At 48.4% G+C, this 22,183-nt stretch carries 13 protein-coding genes and 13 pseudogenes; 12 read left to right on the top strand and 14 right to left on the bottom strand.

From position 1 onward, the window contains the following. Positions 1–90: 90 nt before the first annotated feature. A pseudogene (locus tag ABLU50_RS14770) lies at positions 91–297 on the bottom strand (integrase core domain-containing protein); the annotation flags it as partial. A gap of 988 nt (positions 298–1,285) precedes the next feature. Between ABLU50_RS14770 and ABLU50_RS14765 the strand changes: the two are divergent. Both ABLU50_RS14765 and ABLU50_RS14760 read left to right on the top strand, forming a co-directional pair. Beyond that, positions 1,286–1,402: pseudogene (locus ABLU50_RS14765) on the top strand (transposase); the annotation flags it as partial. 305 nt (positions 1,403–1,707) lie between these two features. Then, positions 1,708–1,935 (top strand): annotated as a pseudogene (locus ABLU50_RS14760) (IS3 family transposase); the annotation flags it as partial. Between the two features lie 91 nt (positions 1,936–2,026). Here the strand turns inward: ABLU50_RS14760 and ABLU50_RS14755 are convergent. The 6 genes and pseudogenes from ABLU50_RS14755 to ABLU50_RS14730 all read right to left on the bottom strand — a co-directional run bounded on the left by ABLU50_RS14755 (position 2,027) and on the right by ABLU50_RS14730 (position 7,458). Further along, entirely contained in the window at positions 2,027–3,583 is a 1,557-nt protein-coding gene (locus ABLU50_RS14755) for a sensor domain-containing diguanylate cyclase (protein ID WP_348864803.1), read from the bottom strand. A gap of 78 nt (positions 3,584–3,661) precedes the next feature. After that, positions 3,662–3,835: pseudogene (locus ABLU50_RS14750) on the bottom strand (nuclease); the annotation flags it as partial. Between the two features lie 52 nt (positions 3,836–3,887). Beyond that, positions 3,888–4,679, bottom strand: a pseudogene (locus tag ABLU50_RS14745) (integrase core domain-containing protein); the annotation flags it as partial. Positions 4,680–4,708: 29 nt separating this feature from the next. Beyond that, a protein-coding gene (locus ABLU50_RS14740; protein ID WP_162838182.1) for an IS3 family transposase occupies positions 4,709–5,934 on the bottom strand; the annotation gives its coding sequence in 2 pieces (ribosomal slippage) (positions 4,709–5,592 and positions 5,592–5,934; 1,227 coding nt in all). Positions 5,935–5,989: 55 nt separating this feature from the next. Then, positions 5,990–6,139 (bottom strand): annotated as a pseudogene (locus ABLU50_RS14735) (IS3 family transposase); the annotation flags it as partial. Between the two features lie 294 nt (positions 6,140–6,433). Beyond that, positions 6,434–7,458, bottom strand: a pseudogene (locus ABLU50_RS14730) (IS110 family transposase). A 351-nt stretch (positions 7,459–7,809) separates the two neighbouring features. Between ABLU50_RS14730 and frmR the strand changes: the two are divergent. The 4 genes from frmR (at position 7,810) to fghA (ending at position 10,570) form a co-directional block, all read left to right on the top strand. After that, positions 7,810–8,085: a formaldehyde-responsive transcriptional repressor FrmR gene (frmR, locus tag ABLU50_RS14725; protein WP_032413273.1), complete on the top strand. Its 276-nt coding sequence runs from the start codon at positions 7,810–7,812 to the stop codon at positions 8,083–8,085. Positions 8,086–8,115: 30 nt separating this feature from the next. Next, a complete protein-coding gene (gene frmA, locus ABLU50_RS14720) occupies positions 8,116–9,225 on the top strand; it encodes an S-(hydroxymethyl)glutathione dehydrogenase (protein ID WP_049013446.1) in 1,110 nt (369 codons plus the stop codon). Between the two features lie 44 nt (positions 9,226–9,269). After that, the gene (locus tag ABLU50_RS14715; RefSeq protein WP_008813494.1) at positions 9,270–9,668 is read left to right on the top strand and encodes a VOC family protein; all 399 of its coding nucleotides are present in this window, start codon (positions 9,270–9,272) and stop codon (positions 9,666–9,668) included. A 65-nt stretch (positions 9,669–9,733) separates the two neighbouring features. After that, complete coding sequence (gene fghA / locus ABLU50_RS14710; protein WP_032413414.1) at positions 9,734–10,570, top strand: S-formylglutathione hydrolase; 837 nt, start codon at positions 9,734–9,736, stop codon at positions 10,568–10,570. 27 nt (positions 10,571–10,597) lie between these two features. Here the strand turns inward: fghA and ABLU50_RS14705 are convergent. Continuing rightward, a pseudogene (locus tag ABLU50_RS14705) lies at positions 10,598–10,879 on the bottom strand (resolvase); the annotation flags it as partial. Between the two features lie 28 nt (positions 10,880–10,907). On the opposite strand from ABLU50_RS14705, the pseudogene ABLU50_RS14700 reads away from it, so the two are divergent. Next, a pseudogene (locus ABLU50_RS14700) lies at positions 10,908–11,861 on the top strand (Tn3 family transposase); the annotation flags it as partial. Beyond that, positions 11,856–12,837 (top strand): annotated as a pseudogene (locus ABLU50_RS14695) (IS110 family transposase). The pseudogenes ABLU50_RS14700 and ABLU50_RS14695, both read left to right, overlap by 6 nt. 419 nt (positions 12,838–13,256) lie before the next feature. Here ABLU50_RS14695 and ABLU50_RS14690 read toward each other — a convergent pair. Genes ABLU50_RS14690 through ABLU50_RS14670 form a run of 5 tightly spaced genes read right to left on the bottom strand, consistent with a single transcriptional unit; the run spans position 13,257 to position 17,244 of the window. Beyond that, complete coding sequence (locus ABLU50_RS14690; protein WP_049013598.1) at positions 13,257–14,222, bottom strand: DMT family transporter; 966 nt, start codon at positions 14,220–14,222, stop codon at positions 13,257–13,259. Continuing rightward, positions 14,219–15,037 carry an amino acid ABC transporter ATP-binding protein gene (locus ABLU50_RS14685; protein ID WP_049013597.1) on the bottom strand — a complete coding sequence of 273 codons (819 nt, stop codon included), beginning with the start codon at positions 15,035–15,037 and terminating at the stop codon, positions 14,219–14,221. The genes ABLU50_RS14690 and ABLU50_RS14685 overlap by 4 nt, the downstream gene beginning before the upstream one ends. 4 nt (positions 15,038–15,041) lie before the next feature. Next, the gene (locus tag ABLU50_RS14680; RefSeq protein ID WP_049013596.1) at positions 15,042–15,704 is read right to left on the bottom strand and encodes an amino acid ABC transporter permease; all 663 of its coding nucleotides are present in this window, start codon (positions 15,702–15,704) and stop codon (positions 15,042–15,044) included. Next, positions 15,701–16,372 (bottom strand): amino acid ABC transporter permease, encoded by a 672-nt coding sequence (locus ABLU50_RS14675; protein WP_040216852.1) that lies wholly within the window; start codon positions 16,370–16,372, stop codon positions 15,701–15,703. Before ABLU50_RS14675 ends, ABLU50_RS14680 begins: the two co-directional genes overlap by 4 nt. Positions 16,373–16,395: 23 nt before the next feature. Then, positions 16,396–17,244: a transporter substrate-binding domain-containing protein gene (locus ABLU50_RS14670; protein WP_004118155.1), complete on the bottom strand. Its 849-nt coding sequence runs from the start codon at positions 17,242–17,244 to the stop codon at positions 16,396–16,398. A gap of 156 nt (positions 17,245–17,400) precedes the next feature. On the opposite strand from ABLU50_RS14670, the gene ABLU50_RS14665 reads away from it, so the two are divergent. The 4 genes and pseudogenes from ABLU50_RS14665 to ABLU50_RS14650 all read left to right on the top strand — a co-directional run. Next, positions 17,401–18,354, top strand: a complete 954-nt coding sequence (locus ABLU50_RS14665) for a LysR substrate-binding domain-containing protein (protein ID WP_049013595.1) — start codon at positions 17,401–17,403, stop codon at positions 18,352–18,354. An 86-nt stretch (positions 18,355–18,440) separates the two neighbouring features. Continuing rightward, a complete protein-coding gene (locus tag ABLU50_RS14660; protein ID WP_004118158.1) occupies positions 18,441–19,652 on the top strand; it encodes a M24 family metallopeptidase in 1,212 nt (403 codons plus the stop codon). 268 nt (positions 19,653–19,920) lie between these two features. Then, positions 19,921–20,450, top strand: a pseudogene (locus ABLU50_RS14655) (transposase); the annotation flags it as partial. Positions 20,451–20,528: 78 nt separating this feature from the next. Then, positions 20,529–20,966, top strand: a pseudogene (locus ABLU50_RS14650) (helix-turn-helix domain-containing protein); the annotation flags it as partial. Positions 20,967–21,194: 228 nt separating this feature from the next. Here ABLU50_RS14650 and ABLU50_RS14645 read toward each other — a convergent pair. Beyond that, positions 21,195–22,061 (bottom strand): annotated as a pseudogene (locus ABLU50_RS14645) (AraC family transcriptional regulator). Between the last annotated feature and the right edge of the window lie 122 nt (positions 22,062–22,183).

The raw sequence follows: 22,183 nt of genomic DNA, 5'->3' as shown, positions 1-22,183 counted from the left end.
ATGCGTGATCTGATCCTTCAACTCAGCAAAAGTTCGATTTATTCAACAAAGCCACTCTCATGGTAAACGAAAGGAAAAGTGGATTTGCCCCTATTTTTCCAGACACCTGTTATCACTTAACCCATTACTGGCCCGCTGCCGCAGATATTCTCGTGGCGAGCGATAACCCAGCGCACTATGCGGATGCCATTCGTTATAATGCTCGAACGCCTCTGCAAGGTTCTTTGCTGCCGTTAACCCGTCTGGTTTGGGCATGATACTTATGTAGTCACGCTTTATCGTTTTCACGAAGCTCTCATCGCGGTGTGTTAATCAACGGGGAGCAGGTCAACTGTTACACAAGGCTTGATGTGGTCTATAAGCTGTTCCACTCCCTCCTCAAAGCACAAAAGTATTTTCATGGCGTAAAAAGCTTCACTTCGCCAGCCCTTCATACTTCGTTTTCGTTTCAACCACGATCCGGGCATAAATCAGACAAATTTTGTACTTTGACAACCGTGCGCTACGCAAAATATGGCGTACTCACCCCCTTAAATTTCTCCAGATTTCACGTAGCGTTATCTCAGTAGAGAGGCGCGAAAAAGTTACTTTTTTAAGCACGAACTAGGAAAAGATACTGCCCCACTCTTTTTAACAATATGATAACAAATGGAATAATCGTTATTATTCTAACTGTAAATAGGATGTTGCATACCTCTTGAAGCGATGGAAAAATGAGCATATTTCTCATTATTCCTGAATCCATGCATTTTTATTGTTTTTATAGCAAAATACTGAAACCTCGTTTTATTTATTATGTATCAATTTTATAATTAATTGATATTATTTTATCGCTATTGATATTTATCATAGTAACTATAACCAACGGAATTAAATCATATCTATCTAAATGTGACAGTGTCACGTTTCATGCATCTGGCGAGACCCATTTATCGTTAAAAGAAGTTCACTCCCATAATGAAACCTGACTTCTTATTTGCAGATCGTATGTGGATGTCTTTAGGTGCAGGAAGGAAAGTGATGCAAGCATGATAGGATGACAAACCGGCAAAGGGGCTGCTACTGCTCCATATTCAACAAACCACCCCTGGTAAGTTGAATCCTTTGCCGGTTTTACTGACAATACCAGATAAGTTAACTTTTTCCATCCGATTTTGTCTTCAACATTTTGAATTCAAGATTTTTTCAAAATGGGATGCTTTCACAGGGCAACAACGGTTTTCAAGTATCTCGGATCATCATTCTTCATAAAAAATAGCTAAATAGCGATTTCACGTATTTCGCCATGAAAAAGACAAGCTATACTGAAGAACAAATTGCGTTTGCGCTGAAAAAGGCCGAAACCGGCACTCGCGTCGGGGAAGTCTGCCGAAATATGGGCATTTCTGAGCCCACTTTTTACATCTATGGACTACCTCCGTTTTGCAAGTAATGAATCTGGTTTGGGGTGTTGCTTACATCTATCCGGCATCAGGAAAATAAGTAATTTTATATCTTACCGACAGTCGCCCTGTATTCTGATACCGTCTAAATGGCTCATCCTGACTGACCTCAACGCACAACGCCCGGATCCATTGATGCGCCGGATCGCGATTCCAGGCCATGCTTTTCGTAAAGCATGGTACTTCCAGTGGCATATCCACAATCACCAGATAATCATCTTTGCAGGCCAGACGACGCGGAACCACGGCAATCATGGAAGGGTGTATGAGCCGTCGCGGTAACTGTCACGATAACGCGGTTGCAGAAAGCTTTTTCAGTTACTGAACCGAGAGCGCATAAAGAAAAGATCTACGGAAGGCGGGAGAAGCCCGCAGCGAAATTTTTGATTACATCGAAATTTTTTTTAACAGTAAGCGTCGACATGGGTCGAACAATCAGATGTCACCGACAGGATATGAAAACCAGTATTATCAATGGCTCGGAAGTGTTTAGATTATCCGTGGCGATTCAAATGGAAGCCATGTGAGAACCTCAAAATCACCATCGTACACTAAATCAGTAAGTTGGGAGCATTACCCAAAACTCAAATAGCACTATATACAATCACTTTATTACGCCCCTCTCCCTTTGCTTGATAAAGAGCATCATCAGCATTTTTCAGCAAAAAGTCGATCCCACTAAGGGGATCATTTTGCGTTGCTACACCAGCAGATATGGTGACACGCAAGTCATTAGTAAAAACAGTACTTTCAATAACACTTCTGATACGCTCCGCAATACGCTCTGCTGTTACCACTGAAGTATTCGGCAGAAAAATAACAAACTCTTCACCACCAAACCGGCAAACAATATCTTCACTACGGCAGCAAGAATTAATAACATGAGCCAAAGAAATAAGCACCTCATCTCCGACCCCATGCCCGAAGAAATCATTTATCTTTTTAAAAAAGTCAACATCAATAGCAATAACTGAAGCCCCTGAACCTTGCGTGTAATCCTTTGTTTTATTCGAAAACCCCAATCTATTATTTACACCGGTTAGGGGATCTTTTACTGCCACTTCATTTAGAGTGTTAACCCTTTTCTTCATTACCTTTACATTCGTTAAAAGTGCCTTTTTAAGGCGGTCAGCTTCGGCATACCAAGCATTGATACCTTTAATATAAGTCAGCGAGGACTCTATATCTTTAGCATTGGTAGATATAGCAAGATTTTCTAAAGGAATTGAAATTTGGGATGCAATGAAATATGAAACAACTGAAAACACAACTATTATTATAACTAGCAGCACAAGCACATTTTTAGCATAATTAATAAGAATAGTGGTCACGTTGTCAGCATGACTATAAACAAACACATTCCAGTCAGTATTTTTCATATGAGCATAACCAAGAAGATACTTATGCCCCGAAGAAAAAAAGGTACCCTCGCGTCTTTCAGACGAAGCTAACTTTGATTTCAAATCATCAGGCATAACCATCGGTCGACCAACAACACTGTTATCTTTATTAAAGATCACATTACCATCATCACTAACGATGGTAATTTCAGTGTCGTCATTAAAAAAATGTCTACTCAAAACATCGCTAAATAAACTCTGTTTTTTTAGATATATAGACCCGCTGATATACCCTATGTAATTACCACTCTTATCATAAATAGGATGTGACAACAAAACAATCAAATTCCCAGCAACTGATTTGTAAGGTTGCGATATAAATGCCTTTTTGCCTTCAATAGCCAATTTACTGACACTTGAGTTCAAGTGAACACCAACTAAATCAAGTGATTCTGGAGAAGTTGCCAGAACAACAGCGCGATTACTAACAACAACAACTGAATTAAACATGCCGGACTGCAATCTTAGCCTATCCGCCTCATTTTTAAGTGAATCAACATCATTAGTTGACTCTATTTCTTTTGCGCCATACGCCAATTCACTTTGAGCCATTTCAATATAATTACTCATTACATCTGACATTTTCATAGCATACGATGAATTAGCATTAAGCAAGTCTTTTTCTATATTTTCGCGCTGAAAAACCATAATAACAACAATCAGAAAAATAGAAGTCAAAAAAATACCACCAACGGACAAGGTTATGACTATCGGACGAAGGTGAGGCTTTTTAATTCTCATAAAAATACACTCCATATAATTAAAAAATGCCGCATTTACCATAGCAGCACTTAGCTACACCGCTCCATTGTACGTCCGCTACCACTGCGATCGTTTCAGCTTTAGCGCTTTATGATGCTGCGCTGCTCGCTCAAACTCTTCATCTGCGTTCTGAAGGCCGTGACGCGCTCGCTCAGCGCCGCGTCCTACCGTTGCATAAGACCAGACATCGTACGCTATTCCGCGAAGGCGTACTCCTACTCGTCCTGATCTTGACCCGCCGTTTCTGGACAGCTTTTCTATCTTAAGTTAACGATGTGCACTGCTACAGTTTTTCCCTTTGAGAGTGATATCCCAGCGCGCTGTGCGGGTGGTTTTCATTGTTATGCTTGAATGCTGCTGCAAGGTTTCACAGTGCTGTTCTCAATCCTGTTTTGGCATGAACGCTATATAGTCTTCTTTCATCGTTTTCACGAACCTCCGCGTTTCATACGTGGTATACGCTGAACCGTTGTCCGTCAGCCACTGCACTGGTGTGTCCGGCAACATGTCGCCGATGCGCTTTCAGAATCACATCCCGCACCGTTGAACTGTCATAACCTCCCGTGATTGCTGCCCAGTCTATGCCCCCACGGTCGCAGAAGTCCAGCGCGAACGTGACCCGCAGTTTTTCACTCTTGTTGCAGACGAATTCAAAGCCATCTGAACACCTGAGCATCTCGCTTTCTGCTAACGAGATTTTGGCCTTATGTCTACGCTTCGGTCGCTCTGGCTTGTCATGCATATACTTGCTCATTCTCCTGTAAAACCTTTTGGCTTTCACTGCTGGTTGTCACCCTGTCTGACTTTGCTTGCGCCGGATGCGCCACTCGCGTCGATGACCATAACTCGGTTTATCACTGATAATGTTGAGGAAAGCCGACAGTATTCCGCGTCTGCGTCGTCATTACGCCGGTTACTGCGCCTGTCCTACCAGTCGGCAGAACGTTTCACTGCGCACACGACACACCCATGGCGTGGCTGACACGGGCTATTCCCCGTCCTTTGGCAACAAGAACGCGTACGCTATCCATTTTCGCGACTGACCGTACTCCACGGCTTCTTTCAGGGGCTCGATGGAGTTGCCCCCCGCTAAATCGGACACGGTTAATTTATAGCTACTAATGAACTTCTGTATTCTCTCGGTGACTGCATTTTCAGTCCTTTATGGGGATGCCAGTTATTATAGTCTTCCATCCATTCTGTCAGTTTTTCCATTACGGTCACCGCATCCGGCAGGTCATTCACATACACGTAGTCACGCTTGAATGTTTTCACGAACGATTCAGCCATCCCATTGCTCTCCGGGCTACGCACTGGCGTCGTACACACGATGAACCCGAGTGAAGCAGCGAACGTCCTTGTCGCGTCCGCTATGTAGCAACTGCCGTTATCGGTCAGCCACTCAACGGCGTGTGGCAGGTAAAGCGTATTTCCAAAGCGCTTTTCTACACTCTCTGTCAGCAGATCCTGCACCATAACGCTGTTTATACCGCCTGTTGTGGCCGACCAACTGATGGCTTCACGATCACAGCAGTCAAGGCTGAACACCACCCGCACGACTTCCCGATTCCAGCAGCGGATTTCGAAGCCATCTGAGCACCAGCGCGTATCCGACTTAAGTGTCACGACGCTGCCGGTATGACAGTGTTCTGGCTTCTTATGGCCAGATTTTGCCAGTAACAGGTTATTCGCCTGCATGATCCGATAAATACGTTTGGGGTTAACTCGCCAGTTATGTTCCTTCAGCGCACGATTGAGGTGCGCAGTCACGCGACGATAGCCGTTTGTTGCCCGCTCGCTGCATATCTGGCGGATAAGCGGTAACAGTCGGGCGTCATCGTCTTTGCTGTAGCGGGCTGACCGGTGCTGGCGTTTATCCAGTAACCGGTCATACAGATTCGAACGCGATACACAGAGCACTTCTGCTATTCGGATGAGGGGATATCGTCCGGTGGCAGCAATGGCATGCGCGATATCAACTTTTTTGCCTGGGCTATCTCAAGCGCGTCGCGAAGGATTTCGGCTTCCATCGTTTTGCGTCCCAGCATCTGCTCAAGCTGTTTGACTTTTTTCTCCAGCGCTTTGAGCCCGGAGACGCTGACCACCTCGTCGCCTGCGGCGACCGCAGACTTGCCACCCTCGTTCATGAGTCGTTTCCACTTAAAAAGAAGACTGGGAGTGATGCCATATTGCCGGGCAACGAGTGAGACGGTGTAGCCGGGCTGCATGGCGAGCGCTACAAAACGGGCTTTCTCTTCGGGAGTATAACGGCGGCGCTTTTGCTCGCCAGTGATCACTTCGATTCTTTGCACAGGACACTCCTTAAACATAGCTCTATGCCTATGTCTTACTGGTGAAGTGTCCGGTTTAAACGGGGGCTATTACAAGATCACCGATAACGGTATGGATACGGGCCAGCGCTTCTGTATCATCAGGCTTGCGCCTGCGTCGGCGATCCTGTCAGTTCTTCGACCTACTGACTATGGCATGCAGCTGCGCACGTGACACCCGGAGGCAACCACTGACAAGGCTTATTGGGGTCAGTTTGGATATTGAAAATTATTGTACTATAAGGGCTTCCCCGGCATGTCAACGCCGGTGTTTACGGTTTCTGTCTGCACTATAGTAAAAAAATAAAGGGGAGAGACTGCGGTACTATAAACGGTCATGATGAATCGTCATCGATTCGGACCCTGATGAAAGACGCTCGTGAGGCTCTAGTTCGTTAGTCGGGTACACTTGCCCTGTACAATAAGCAGATATACCTCACGGGGTCTAACCCTTTATCATCAACGAGTTGCAGATCAGATGGTCATACAGCTTTGTACTTTAGCTGGCTGAGTACAACCTGAAATCATCACCGTAATGTAATGATGCCCAGCACAGTCTTGCATTTTTGGCAGCGATGGCAACAACAGCGCGCCAGTATCCTCTGCGTTCGACCAGTGAGCAGACCCAACGACTGAATAAATCAGTCCTTTTCTCCGCCCCGATCAGTACCGAGCGGGCACTCTGAACCAGAAGTGTTCTCAGATACGAATCGCCAGCTTTCGTTATCCTGCCAAGCTTCGACTTTCCGCCGCTGCTGTACTGCGATGGTGTCAGTCCCAGCCAGGCTGCCAGCTGGCGCCCATTCTTAAAATCATGTGCATTACCGATACTGGCGACCAGCGCACAGGCCGTTGTGGGGCCAACGCCCTTCAATTCCATCAGCCGCTGACTGCGATGATCTGTTTTGGCCATGCGGGACAAAATTCGGTCATATTCAGCGATGTTATCTTCAATGCGAGCAACGTGCTCCAGCAAATCATCAACACATTGCTGAACCTGAAGTGGTAAAGAATTCTTCTGCTCAAAAACTATGTGGCGCAGGGCATCTGTACTTTGTGGGGCGATAACGCCGAATTCAGATATCAACCCCCGGAGACGATTATATGTTGCTGTTTTCTCTTCGATAAAACCCTGTCGGGTACGATGCAGACACTGCATTGCCTGCTGGCTCTCATCCTTAACCGGCACAAACCGCATATGTGGGCGACGAACCGCCTCGCAGATAGCCTGAGCATCAGCTGCAGCTGCAGCTGCATCATTTTTACCAGCCATGCGGTAAGGCGATACAAATTTAGCGGCCATCAGACGCGGCTCATGACCATACTGCCGAAACAGTCTTGCCCAGTAATGAGCCCCGGAGCCGCCTCCATCCCGATAACACAGGGCGGCAAACCAGCAATCAGCCCGGGAAGAGCTGCGTGGGTTACTCTGGATTTAACCAGAACGGTTTTGCCATTCTGGTCAACGCAATGAACAGCGAACACATTTTTAGCAAGATCGATACCGACAGTCGTGATGGTCATAACGAATCCCTCCGGGGCTGTGTTTACCCCATGATTGCACAAGAGTTAATCAGGCGCATAATCAGGGGAAGTCCCTTCCATTCGTTAGGCTCATTTTTTGACCATCAATGATGAGCCAATATCTGCCGAAATTTAACAGAACCGCCTATGCCCCAAATCCCGTATCGGTAGATATCATTTTTGTAGTAACTTTCCTTCCGACCGCATCACAACAAAATAATATAAATATATGATTTATATCGAAAATAAAGGTGGCTATGTTTATTCTTAGTTATACTATAGTGGAGTATGCATTGACGATAATTATATACTCCACTATAGTATATAAAATCAAAAATGGTGAGGTAAATAATGCCCAGTACTCCTGAAGAGAAAAAAAAGGTCCTTATCCGTGTTCGCCGCATTCGGGGTCAGATTGATGCTCTGGAAAGAGCGCTGGAAAATGGTGCTGAATGCCGTTCCATTCTTCAGCAGATAGCTGCCGTTCGCGGAGCAGCTAACGGTCTTATGGCAGAGGTGCTCGAGAGCCACATACGGGAAACCTTTGACCAGAATGACAGCTACAGCCATGAAATCAGTAAATCCGTTGACGATACGATTGAACTGGTTCGCGCCTATCTTAAATAGCTAAGCCATCACATTGAGGATAATTTACATATGAAATCACGTGCTGCCGTTGCATTTGCACCAGGGAAGCCCCTGGAGATTGTTGAAATTGATGTTGCACCACCTAAAAAGGGCGAGGTGCTGATTAAAAATACCCACACCGGTGTCTGCCACACCGATGCCTTTACCCTCTCCGGGAACGATCCTGAGGGCGTTTTCCCGGTGGTTCTCGGCCACGAAGGAGCCGGTGTCGTCGTGGAGGTCGGTGAAGGCGTGACCAGCGTGAAGCCGGGAGACCATGTGATTCCGCTTTACACCGCCGAATGCGGGGAGTGTGAATTCTGTCAGTCCGGGAAAACGAACCTCTGTGTATCGGTTCGCGAAACTCAGGGAAAAGGACTGATGCCTGACGGAACCACCCGCTTTTCTTACAATGGCCAGCCTGTTTACCACTACATGGGCTGCTCCACCTTCAGTGAGTATACGGTAGTGGCCGAGGTTTCTCTGGCAAAAATTAACCCGGAGGCAAACCATGAACACGTCTGCCTGCTGGGCTGTGGCGTGACTACCGGGATTGGCGCTGTTCACAACACAGCGAAAGTACAGCCTGGAGATTCTGTCGCTATTTTTGGTCTTGGCGCAATCGGTCTGGCTGCCGTTCAGGGGGCTCGCCAGGCAAAAGCAGGACGCATTATCGCTATCGACACCAACCCGGGCAAATTCGAACTTGCCCGTCAGTTCGGTGCAACCGACTGCATCAACCCGAACGACCATGACAAACCGATTAAAGATGTGCTGCTTGAAATCAACAAATGGGGCATTGACCACACTTTTGAATGTATCGGTAACGTCAACGTTATGCGTGCGGCGCTGGAAAGCGCTCACCGTGGCTGGGGCCAGTCCATTGTCATCGGCGTGGCCGGCGCCGGGCAGGAGATATCCACCCGTCCATTCCAGCTCGTTACCGGGCGCGTATGGAAAGGTTCTGCTTTCGGCGGAGTGAAAGGCCGTACGCAGCTTCCGGCCATGGTAGAAGATGCCATGAAGGGTGAAATTGAACTGGAGCCATTTGTTACCCACACGATGACGCTGGATGAAATCAATGAGGCCTTCGATCTTATGCATGAAGGTAAATCCATCCGGACGGTGATTCAGTATTGATCCCACCGTAAACCTTAACAAATACAAACTAAAGGAAATGGATCATGGCAACACCTGTAATTTCTGGTAATGACGTTTTTTCTCACGTCTTCATCGGTGCATCCGATGTTGAAAAATCCGCTGATTTTTACGATGCTGTTCTCGGTACGCTTGGCATCAATAACCTCGGCCCGTTTGGCAATGGCTGGGTACTTTATGGTCGCGAAAAGCCAGCCTTTATTATTGCACGTCCGGGCAACGGTGAAGCGCCATCGGCCAACGGCGTTACTGTCGGCTTTGCAGCTGCAAGTCCGGAAGAAGTTGATGCTTTCCACGCCGCGGGCCTTGCCGCCGGAGGGAAAGATGAAGGTCAGCCTGGCCCGCGCAGCCATCTCCCTGGAGCCTATGCAGCCTACCTGCGAGACCCTGCGGGTAACAAAATCACGGCTTATACGTTCATCTGACGTCCTGCTATAAAGAGACTTCCCCTGACTCCCTGTCAGGGGAAATAACCATGAGACAGAGGCTAATGGAACTCATCGAGCAGCATGCCAGCGCTGGCGGCTGGCAAAACGTATACCGCCATAATTCACAAACCCTTAATTGTGAGATGAATTTCGGTGTTTATCTTCCTCCCAAAGCAGCAACAGAAAAACTGCCGGTGCTGTACTGGCTCTCGGGTCTGACCTGTACGGAGCAGAATTTCATCACCAAATCGGGTATGCAGCATTATGCCGCCAGGAACAACATCATCGTCGTTGTTCCTGATACCAGTCCCCGTGGAGAGCATGTCGCAGATGCTGACAGCTACGATCTGGGCCAGGGGGCCGGCTTTTATCTGAACGCGACGGAACATCCGTGGAGTACGCATTACAGGATGTATGACTATATTCTCCATGAGCTTCCGGCTGTTGTCATGGAGCATTTACCTGTAACATCAAGGAAATCAATATCCGGTCACTCCATGGGAGGGCTGGGAGCGCTGGTTCTGTCGCTGCGAAATCCTGATGAATACGTGAGTGTATCGGCATTTTCACCAATAGTGTCACCTTCTCAGGTGCCATGGGGACAACAGGCATTCACCGCGTACCTGGGTGAAAATAAAAAAACGTGGGAGCACTACGATCCCGTCAGTCTCATTTTACAGGGTGCGAAATTACCAGAAATTTTTATTGACCAGGGATTAAGTGACGCCTTTTATGAAGATCAGTTACGCACTAAAAGTCTTGAAAGAGTGTGCAACGAGATGAACATCAACACATCATTCCGATATCATACTGGTTACGACCATAGCTATTATTTCATTTCCAGCTTTATTGGTGAGCACATTGCTTACCATGCCAACAGGCTCAGGCTGTCAGCATGAGTTGATTTCCAGCCTCAGAAAATGTGCTTAATTTTCAGGCCTGAACAGGGCCTGAACCCTGCAGACCTGAGATGTACTGTAACCGGTGGCTTCAGCAGTTTCTCTTATGCGCAGTTTCTTGACCTGTCGGTAATACAGAACTTTCTTATGTCGTTCCAGATCGGCCTGTTTGCCCCGGTACTTTCCCAGCGTAGGTGCCCGTTCAATTCCCTGCTTCTGCCGATGGCGGCGGCTCAGCTAGTCCTTATGCGACATCGCGGCCATCAGGTCGATAAGCATACTATTGATGGCGGTTATCACGCCTCGGGTTTCACCGCTGGCAGAGCTGGTTTACAGCATGTTACCGCGCCCTAAAATCACGGAAACTCTCGATGAGGTAAACAGCTGGACGACGTTTACCCGACATTTTTCGCATATAAAAAATGACATTACCCGTCCCGATACCCGCCTGCTCCTCACCACCATCCTTGCGGATGGTATCAATCTTGGCCTGACCAAAATGGCAGAAGCCTGCCCCGGTAGCACCAAATCATCACTCGAAGATATTCAGGCATGGTACATCCGCGATGAAACCTATTCAGCTGCTCTTGCAGAGCTGGTAAATGCGCAGGGAAAAAGTCCACTGGCGGCATTCTGGGGCGACGGGACAATGTCATCATCAGATGGACAGAATTTCAGAACAGGCAGCTCAGGCCGCTACGCAGGGCAGGTTAACCCGAAATATGGTCGGGAGCCCGGACGTCAGTTTTATACCCATATTTCGGATCAATACAGCCCGTTTTACACCTGCATAATCAGTCGGGTCAGGGATTCATCCCATGTTCTCGATGGCTTGCTGTACCACGAAAGCGACCTGGAAATCAGGGAGCATTACACCGATACAGCTGGTTTCACCGATCATGTCTTTGCCCTGATGCATCTGATGGGATTTGCGTTCTGTCCGCGAATCAGGGATCTCAACGACAAGAAGCTGTTTATCAAAGGGAAAGCTGACCAATACCCGGCGCTTCAGTCACTGATATCAACGACCAGCCTGAATCTGAAAGAGATCGAAATTCACTGGCGTGAAGTGCTGCGTCTGGCGACCTCGATAAAGCAGGAAACCGTGACAGCATCTCTGATGCTGAAAAAACTAGCCAACTACCCGAAGCAAAAAGGACTTGCCAAATCACTGAGAGAAATTGGCCGCATTGAGCGAACGCTGTTTATGCTCGACTGGTTCCGCGATCCTGCACTCTGTCGGCGAGTACAGGCGGGGCTGAATAAAGGTGAAGCCCGTAACGCGCTGGCTGTTCACTGAGTTGACCAGCATGGTAAAACTGTTCTGGTTAAACCCAAAGTATTGTGTGCTTCCCTTCCTGAGCTGATTGCCAGTTTACCTCCCTGTGTTATCGGGATGGAGGCATGCTCCGGGGCTCACTACTGGGCAAGACTGTTCCGGCAATATGGTCATGAACCACGTCTGATGGCTGCTAAATTTGTATCTCCTTACCGCATGGCCGGTAAATCAGGCAAAAATGATGCAGCTGATGCACAGGCTATCTGTGAAGCAGTTCGTCGCCCGCATATGCGGTTTGTACCCGTTAAGGATGAGAGCCAGCAGGCGATGCAATGCCTACACCGCTCCCGTCAGGGATTTATAGAAGAGAAAACAGCAACGTATAATCGCCTGCGAGGATTGATATCTGAATTCGGCGTCATCGCGCCACAAAGTACAGATTCCCTGCGACACATGGTTTTTGCACAGAAAGATTCTTTACCACTTCAGGTTCAGCAATGTGTTGATGATTTGCTGGAGCACGTTGCTCGCATCGAAGCCAACATAGCTGAATATGATCGGATTTTGTCCCGCATGGCCAAAACAGATCATCGCAGTCAAAGGCTGATGGAATTGAAGGACGTAGGCCCCACAACGGCCTGTGCGCTGGTCGCCAGTATCGGTAACGCACATGATTTTAAGAATGGACGCCAGCTGGCAGCCTGGCTGGGCCTTACGCTATCGCAGTACAGCAGCGGCGGAAAGTCGAATCTTGGCAGGATAACGAAAGCTGGCGATTCGTATCTGAGAACATTTCTGGTTCAGGGGGGCCCGCTCGGTACTGATCGGGTCGGAGAAAAAGACTGATTCATTCAGTCGTTGGGTCTGTTCACTGATCGAGCGCAGAGGATACTGGCGTGCCGTTGTAGCGATCGCCGTCAAAAACGCAAGGCTGTGCTGGGCATCATTGCATTACGGTGATGATGTCAGGCTGTACTCAGCCAGCTAAAGCACGAAACAAAATAACCATCTGTTCTGCAATTCGTTGATGATAAAGGGTTAGACCCCGTGAGGCCTATCTGGCTATTGTACCGGATATACGTATCCGCTTAACGAACAAGAACCTCACGCGCGTCTTTCATCAGGGTCCGAATCGATAACGATTCATTATGACCGTTTATAGTACCGCAGTCTCTCCCCTTTATTTTTAACTGTAGTGCAGACAGAAACCGTAAACACCGGCGTTGACATGCCGGGGAAGCCCTTATAGTACAATAATTTTCAATATCCAAACTGACCCCAATTATCCGGATTCCAGCGACTAGCCTAAAAATGAGTATTAATACTATCAATAACTTAATTGATACCAACTGTCTAAAGATTCCAGGGGCCAGTCTATTCAAGTACCAGAATCTGGTGAAGCCATAATCAACTCCGATTGACTTCTGAAGTATTACTCACGTCGCCGCCATGATTGTGCTGATGGTAATGTAACGTAAACATAACCCCACCAATTAACAGCGTAATAGCGGCACTTTCCTGGAGATCCGGAATGCGCTGTGAATAGATAAAACCATATAGCAGCGCGAAAAGGGTTTCAAAAACCACCATCTGCCCTGTCAGTGATACCGGAAGACGCCGGGAACAGAGATTCCACGCCAGATATCCCAGCCATGAGGAGACCACGGCTAACATCATGTTCGTTATCCAAAAGAGCGTTTGAGTGTGTTCCGGTAACGACAAGTCAACTGCAGAAAACCTGAATATACTGGCGATGAGCCATAGCAGTACCGAAATACATCCCGTACACAGGCCTATCAGGAGAGACCACTGGTTACTGGTGTAAGGGAGGTTTTTCAGACAGCGGGAGTTCTCGACAGCGTAACGGCTCCAGCACAGTAATGCAGCGAAGGCACAAAGGGTCCCCAGCATCTGCCGTTTTCCTTCTGTAACTTGGTGCGAGGATGTTTGTATCGCATGCAGATTAATCAGCACCACACCAGCAATGATAGCCGTAATCGGCAGCAATAATTGCCTGAAGGGCGGAGCATGCTGGTCCCTGCGACCAAGCACCGGAACCATCACCGGAATTAAACCTATCACTAACGATGTCGCGGCAATACCGACCTGCTGTACGGCCACCGCGACGAGCAGAAAATAGAAAACATTGCTCATCAGCGAAAGACGGATTAGCGTCAGCAGATCGCGATGATGCCATACACGGGCAATGTTGCGCCATTGAGGTATAAGTAATATTGCCGCCAGTATCCCATAGGTAGCAAAGCGACCGCAGGTTAACAGCAGTGGTGAGATCTCGGGTAGCAGTACCGGTGGCAGGAAGATGAATCCCCAGCATGCGCCAGCGAGTACGCCAAATGTAATCCCTTGCTTCATACTGACTCCTTCAATGCCCTTTCAGGTAATCTAGCCCCCGACTGGCGCTCACTCCACGACGACAAAAAATACTGCAGCCGCGGGCTTTTCGGCTGATGGAACAGTTGCGCCGGTGCTCCCTGCTCTTCAATGCAGCCATCGGCAAGAAACAGCACCCGATCGGAGACTTTAGCGGCAAACCCCATCTCATGGGTCACAATCATCATGGTCATACCATCATCGGCAAGATTGCGGATGACCTTTAGCACCTCCCCGACCAGCTCCGGATCAAGCGCTGAAGTCGGTTCATCGAACAGCATAATGGCGGGTTTCATGGTCAATGCCCGGGCGATGGCAACGCGCTGCTGCTGACCACCGGATAACATCGCGGGCCAGCTATCGGCTTTGTCTGCCAGACCAACCCGTGCCAGTTGCGTTTTCGCTTCGGCGTAGGCTGCTTCACGGGAGACCTTTTTAACCCGCCGCAACGGCGTGGCTACGTTATCGAGTACCGTCATATGCGGCCACAGATTAAACTGCTGAAAGACCATACAGACGTCGCGTAAAGCCTGACGGTTTTCCTTGTCGCTTAAACGCCGGCGTTTTTCCCCGCTGAGAGGTTCATAGCCGACGTTCTCGCCATTCACCACAATGCTGCCGGAGCTATAATCTTCCAAAAAGTTAATACAGCGTAACAGCGTGGATTTACCCGACCCTGAGCCACCAATCACGCAGATGACTTCTCCGGGAGAAATGCTGACATCGATGCCACGTAGAACATGGTTTTCGCCATAATGTTTATTGAGGTTGTTAATCTCAATAGCATAATCACGCATAGTATTAACCTCGGCTTAATTGAGAATAAGAATAATGGCGCTCTATTTTATTACCCAGACGGGAGATACCGATCGCGATCCCCCAATAGACAATGGCCATTAAGGCGTAGATTTCAACCATCGCATAGGTCTGGTTAGCAATGGTCATGGCGGTATTGGTGAGTTCACCGACCGTAATAATGGATAGCACCGACGACTCTTTTACCAAAATGACGCTCTGGCCAATCAATGGCTGGATAATGCGCGCGAGCATTTGCGGCCAGACAATGAAAGTAAATATTTGCCATGGACTTAACCCCAGGTCTGCAGCCGCTTCAACTTGCCCACCTGAGACAGCATTGCGACCCGCACGAAATATTTCCGCAAAATAAGCGGAACCATAACATCCCAGGCACAGTACCCCGACCTGTTGCGCCTCGAGATTAATACCTATATAGGGTCCACCATAAAAGACTAAAAAGAGCTGCACCAGTAACGGCGTGCCGCGAAACACATTAATCCATGCATGATATATCACATTAAATAAAGTCGGTTTTTGTCTTTCGAGAAGAAAAAAACACAGCCCGATCGCCAGCCCCAGCAGGATACCGCCGAGACTCATTTTTAGGGTCATTAAAATACCGGCGGCAATGGCATCTTTATAGGTAAAAAGTATTTCAACATTCATTGTGCTAATACCCTTTGAGCCGAAGATGAGCGGTTTTTCTCTAACCTGGTACCAACAATACTCAGTCCCCACGAGGTCAGAAAATAAAGGAGACCGCATGCCGTATAAAACTCCAGCGGCCGATAGGTGGTTGAGGCCAGTGTTTGAGTCACTCTCATCAACTCATGGACCGCCACCACCGAGACCAATGCCGAGTTTTTGATAATATCGATGGTTTCATTAATCAAAGCCGGCATCATGGCGCGCAACACCTGCGGCATCTGAATATAAAACAGCGTTTGCGCCGCTGAAAAACCAAAATCTCGTGCCGCCTCCAGTTGGCCTTTGGGCAACATTTTAAAGCCAGCCCGAAGAATCTCTCCTTGAAAGGCTGCGGTATTTAATGAGAGAGCCACAACCGCCGCCAGCAATGGTGAAAGCGTGATCCCTACGGCTGGCAAAGCATAAAATATTAATATCAACTGGACCAGTAACGGCGTTCCACGATAAAAACTGACATAGGTTTTGCAAAAACAACGCACGAGACGCCGCGGAGAGTTTAACCCCAGGCAAATTAACCAACCGAGGATCAATCCTATGACAATCGCGCTCAGCGATACAGCCAGAGTACTGAGCACGCCAATTAATAGCTGAGGGAAATAGGGAAACACCACTGAAATATCAAACATATTGCCCTCCAGTATCCATCAAATTAGTTTGCCGGGGTCGGAACTTGCTCAGGAACGGCCATAGAAAAACCCAGCCACTTCGTTTGTAGCTGCGCCAGTTTTCCCGATTTATTCAACTGCACAATGCCGTCGCTGATAAATTTGACCAGTGAGGCGCTATCCGCATCCTTTCTTCCGGCCCATGCGTACCAGGTGGCCGGGCCAAACGGTGGGCGTACAATTTCAAACGTATCACCACGGGTCTTTACCAACGGCGCGAGGTTCGGCAGCGATTGCACAACCGCATCAACACGGTGCGCCGCTAATGCCGCATAGGCTTCGTTATAATCAATAAAGGCTTTTATTTCTTTAACGCCGTGACCGGTGGTGGGTTTAAGTACCGATGCTTCATATTCTTTTAGCACCGCAATTTGCGGCGCCCCGGCCTGGCTGGCGACAATCATGCCCTGGAGATCTTTGGCGCTATTAATGCGGCTATCCCCTTTGCGTTTCAGAATGGCCACGCTGGCGTCAGAAAAGGGAGCGGTAAAAGCAAATTTTGCTTCACGATCACGAGTGATGGTTAAAGAAGTTGCCACAAAGTCAAATCGTTTGCTTTCCAGGCCGGGTAAAATCCCTTGAAATGGAATATCCAGCTGAACCACTTTCACCCCGGGTAATCCTTTCATCACTTCCGTGAGAATATCTTTTCCCAGACCGACTATTTTGCCATCTTCAAGCATTTCAAAAGGGGCATAGCGCGCTTCGGTGGCAATCACTATTTCTTTTTTTTGCTTAATATCATCCAGTAAATCAGCCTGGGCCGTAGATATCAATAATGGTGAAAGTTGTAAGGCAGACATAGAAAGTAATAGCCACAGTTTATTTTTCATCAATGTATCTCCGCGAGTTTGAATGACGCTGATAATATTTATTCATTCGCTGAGCGGCGACAAACGGTGGTTTCTAACTGATAACTATTAGCATGGCTAATGGTGATTTTGGCATGAATAGTGCTTATTACAGGTTATTTAGCAACAGAGAAACCGATGATGCAACGAAAACCAGGTTTGCCGTCTCTCGACGGTTTACGCTACTTTGATGCCGCAGCGCGCAATCTCAGTTTTACCCGTGCCGCGCAGGATCTTTTTCTTACTCAGAGTGCAGTAAGCCAAAAAATTCAATCACTTGAGCAGCAACTTGGCTATCTGGTCTTTCACCGCACTCCCGCGGGACTACGCTTAACCCCGCAGGGTGAACAACTGTTTATCGGAGTGCGCCAGGCCTTTGCCATCCTCGAAACTACGTTGCACCAAACCGGTGAAGAAACCCTTGAGGGCACCATAAAGATTCGGGTTATGCCGTCCTTTGCCACCAAATGGCTGCTTCCCCGATTGCATCAGTTTTATGAGCAGTACCCTATCAGCCTGGAAATTGATGCCGATATGACGCCCGCCAATTTTAAATCTGACGCGGTCGATATCGCCATCACTCCTTTTTGGATTGATGATAAAAATCTAATTCAACGGCATCTGTTCAACGATGTGATCTATCCCGTGATCAGCCCGGATTTGTTGAAAATACGGCATCTGCGCAGTTACAGCGAACTCTGTGGATTGCGCTTACTGCATGATTCCATGCCGCAAAATGCCTATAGCACCCATTGGCGCTCCTATTTTGCCCGCCTCGGGCTCTATGACCTGAATGTCGAGGCGGGAACCGGATTTTCCCGCGCCGACCTCGTACTCCAGGCCGCCTGCGCCGGCCAAGGAATCGCCTTAAGCCGTCACTCTTTGTGTGCGACGGAAGTGAGCAATGGCGCTCTGATTCGCCCTTTTACCGATATTGTCGAAGACGGACAGGTGTGGTTAACCTGCCCGCGTAATAATGAGAAACGGCCACGCGTTCAGGCGTTGATTAACTGGCTGACAGAAGAAACCGCACGTCATATTGCAGAGCGAACGCAAATTCTCGGTGAATATACGCTGCATAAGGCCGGCTAATGACGGCAAATTAATAATCTCCGTTTGTAGCAAGATATCATTTTCCAGATGATGGCATCACGCCATTATCAACGACGGAGTTTATTATGAGCATGCCAGATATTATTGAATTAGCTAATGGGCAAAAAGTTAAAGGAACGTTCAGTTCCCATGAGATGCAGCGCCGACTGTCGGGATTACGGGCCACCATGGAAGCAGACAGCATTGATGCAGTTATTTTAACCTCGATTCATAATATTAATTACTACGGCGATTTTTTATATTGTAGTTTTGGTCGCCAGTATGCCCTGGTGGTGACACCGAGCCAGTCATTTTTAATTACCACCAATATCGATGGAGGTCAGGGATGGCGCCGCAGCTACGGTGCAAATATCGTTTACACGGACTGGCAGCGCGATAATTATTACCGTGCAGTACGTAAAGTGGTTCCTGATAATAGCCGGCGGATTGCACTGGAAGGCGATCATGTAACGATCGAACAGCGCGCTAAATTTTGCTATTACCTTTCTCAGACACAGTTTATTGATATTGCACCGGCGACAATGCGTATGCGCATGATTAAGTCTGCCGAAGAGATTGCGCTGATTAAAATTGGTGCTCAGGTCGCCGACCTCGGCGGCGCGGCATGCGTCGCAGCGATTGCTGAAGATGTTCCGGAGTATGACGTTGCCCTGGCAGCCACCTCGGCGATGACCCGGGAAATCGCGAAACGCTTGCCGCATGTTGAATTGCGCGATACCTGGACGTGGTTTCAGTCTGGCCTGAATACCGACGGTGCTCACCATCCGGTGACGACCCGTCGCCTCAAGCAAGGGGATATTTTATCACTGAACTGTTTTCCCATGATTGCCGGCTACTATACCGCGCTGGAGCGTACGCTGTTCCTCGGTCAGCCTAGCGATGAGCAATTGCGTCATTGGGAGATCAACTGTGAGGTGCACCGCCGTGGGCAGGCGCTCATCCGCCCTGGCGCCCGTTGTTGCGATATCGCCGCCTCGCTTAATGAAATTTATCGCGAGCATGACCTGCTGCAGTATCGGACTTTTGGCTATGGTCACTCCTTCGGCGTACTGAGCCACTATTATGGCCGCGAAGCCGGTTTAGAATTACGCGAGGATATTGAAACCGTTTTAGCGCCGGGAATGGTAGTTTCAATGGAACCGATGATAATGCTGCCAGAGAACATGCCGGGACACGGCGGTTATCGCGAACATGATATCCTGGTTGTCACCGAAAATGCAGCAGAGAACATTACCCATTTCCCTTATGGTCCTGAGCATAACATTATAGAAAAATAGCAGATAAGCATGCCTAATGTAGAATGCATCAATATATCAGCACCTTCTGGTGCTGATTATTTTGGCCGGCTTTGTAATATGAGTGTCATGAGCTAAATTCAACAGGAAATAATGTGATGCTCTATCTTCCTCAGATCAGTTCAGTGGAAATGACTCTAAATCATTGATAGTGGTTTATTGTCATGTAGTACTCAATGTGACCTACGCAGCGTTTATTAACATACACCAATATTAGTAATGTATTCATAAGCCACATGAGGACATCCCCATGAAGAAGCGATTTTCCGATGAACAGATCATCAGTATTCTCCGTTAGGCAGAAGCCGGGGTTTCGGCCCGGGAACTCTGCCGCAAGCATGCCATTTCAGACGCCACCTTTTACTCCTGTCGCAAGAGGTTCGGCGGCATGGAAGTAGCCGAAGTGAAGCGGCTCAAGTCACTTGAAGATGAGAACGCTCGGCTCAAGAAGCTGCTTGCCGAAGCAAGGCTGGATAAGGAGGCGCTTCAGGTGGCTCTGGGCCGAAAGTTCTGAGGACAGACCAGAAGTGGAAAGCCGTGGAGGTCATGTGTGAGTCAATGGGTCTGTCGCAACGCCGTGCCTGAAGTCTGGCCGATCTGTCACTTTCAACCTGCCGTTATTCGGCCCAGCGTCCGGCTGCTGACCCGCAACTGTCTCTACGGATCACCGAGGTGGCAATTGAACGCCGGCGATTTGGTTACCGGCGAATTTTGCAGTTATTGCGCCGGGAGGGCCTTCATGACAACCACAAGCGGGTTTACCGCATCTATCTGTTATCAACGGTGCAAAACTGATCCACCGCAGCGATTGAAAATTGATCCAGGGGTTAATCTGCTCCTCTGAATACAGGGGAGCTTATGATCACTTTTGTGATTCGTATGGAAATTAAAGTCCTGCACAAGCGGGGAATGAGTATCCGGGCCATCGCCAGGGAACTGGGTATTTCGCGCAATACTGTCCGCAGCCACCTGAAAGCCAAATCTGAAAAGCTGCAGTATTCACCACGCCCGGTACCATCATCACTGCTCGATGAATACCGTGATTACATCTCTAAGCGGATTAGCGATGCGCATCCCTACAAAATCCCGGCGACCGTTATTGCCAGAGAAATCATGGGCTGGGCTATCGTGGAGGGCTCACTATCCTGAGAGAGTTCATCCGTTCGCAGGCCCTCCCCGACAGGCAGAACCGGTCGTTCGCTTCGAAACCGAGCCCGGCGGCAGATGCAGGTTGACTGGAGGACCATGAGAAACGGCAAGTCCCCTCTGCATGTGTTCGTCGCTGTTCTGGGGTACAAGCACTTTATAAAGATATTAAATCCTCCTGAAAGCTTGAATCATTTTGTTTATATGCGGTAATGGCCTAATAGTTAGGACCTACAACCACGTTTAATTACTGGCGTCCTGGTGAAGACCGCTGCGTGCTAGGAGCGGACGTTACCGCCAATCGAGTTGACTTGTACACAGAGTGCTGTAGAGGTCTGGTCCTTTTCATTTCATAAAATCTCCCGGGGACCGGCAGGTCTATATGTTTCTGAGCAGTGTTATATTTTTCTGATCTGATGAAGGCGAGAGACCGAAATGGCGTCCATATTCCCGACTGAATTGCGTATGGCTTTGGTAGCCGACAGCATGTGCTATGGCCGTGATGCTGTCGCCAGTTGTGGCTAACTTCAACCTTGCCTGCATCAGGCGAAGACGTTTTTGGTACTGGACAGGGCTGAGCGCGATGATCGCCTGAAAGTGGCGATGAAATACGGAAACGCTTAATGCCGCCATGGCGGCCAGCTCTTCTACCCGCCGGTCCGCATATAGTGTTGTTTCAGCCAGTTAATCACCTTATAGATGCGGGCAAGATGCGATTCCGGCGTGGCAATATCACGCAGCATCCAGCCCTGCGGCCCCCTGAAGAACCCGGAATAAAATCTCTCGTTCATACACTGGGGCTAGAGCAAAAATTTCCTCTGGCTTGTTGAACAGTCGCAGCATCCTCAGCCAGGCATCGAGCAATTCGGACGTAACCGGGGCGACAGAAAATCCGGCGTTATAAAGATGCGTTTTACCTGAACCCGGCATGCCATCCAGTAATTCAGCAATAATCTCAGGCTTCGGTGTCAGACTCACCGCAAGATAGGGCGCCCCGGTTCGCTCATCGGCAAAGACCTTGCCGACGGCGGGCAGATCCACCGACATCACAAAGTAGGTGGCAGGATTATATTGCCAGGTTTTATCTCCCACAGTCATGCTCTTGGAGCCAGTGAGTATCAGATTAATCATCGGCTCATAGACAGCAGTAAGCCGGTGCTCAGGAATTTCTCCCTTTACCATCGCGACGCGCGGTATGGCAGTTTCGGTGATTTTGTTCCCGGCTTTTGAAGCCAACAGGCGCATTTCAGCTAATTTTTTCCATCCTGATTAAATAAAACGGCATGGGATCGGCGACAAGATTAAAGCAGGATTAGGGAAGGTGCGAACAAGTTCCTGATATGAGATCATCATATTCATCCGGAGCG

Origin of the sequence: Klebsiella sp. GG_Kp173 (genome assembly GCF_040062415.1) — a bacterium.
Classification (GTDB): domain Bacteria; phylum Pseudomonadota; class Gammaproteobacteria; order Enterobacterales; family Enterobacteriaceae; genus Klebsiella; species Klebsiella quasipneumoniae.
Note: the sequence above shows the minus strand (reverse complement) of the source record. Positions and strands in the feature narration are given on the sequence as shown.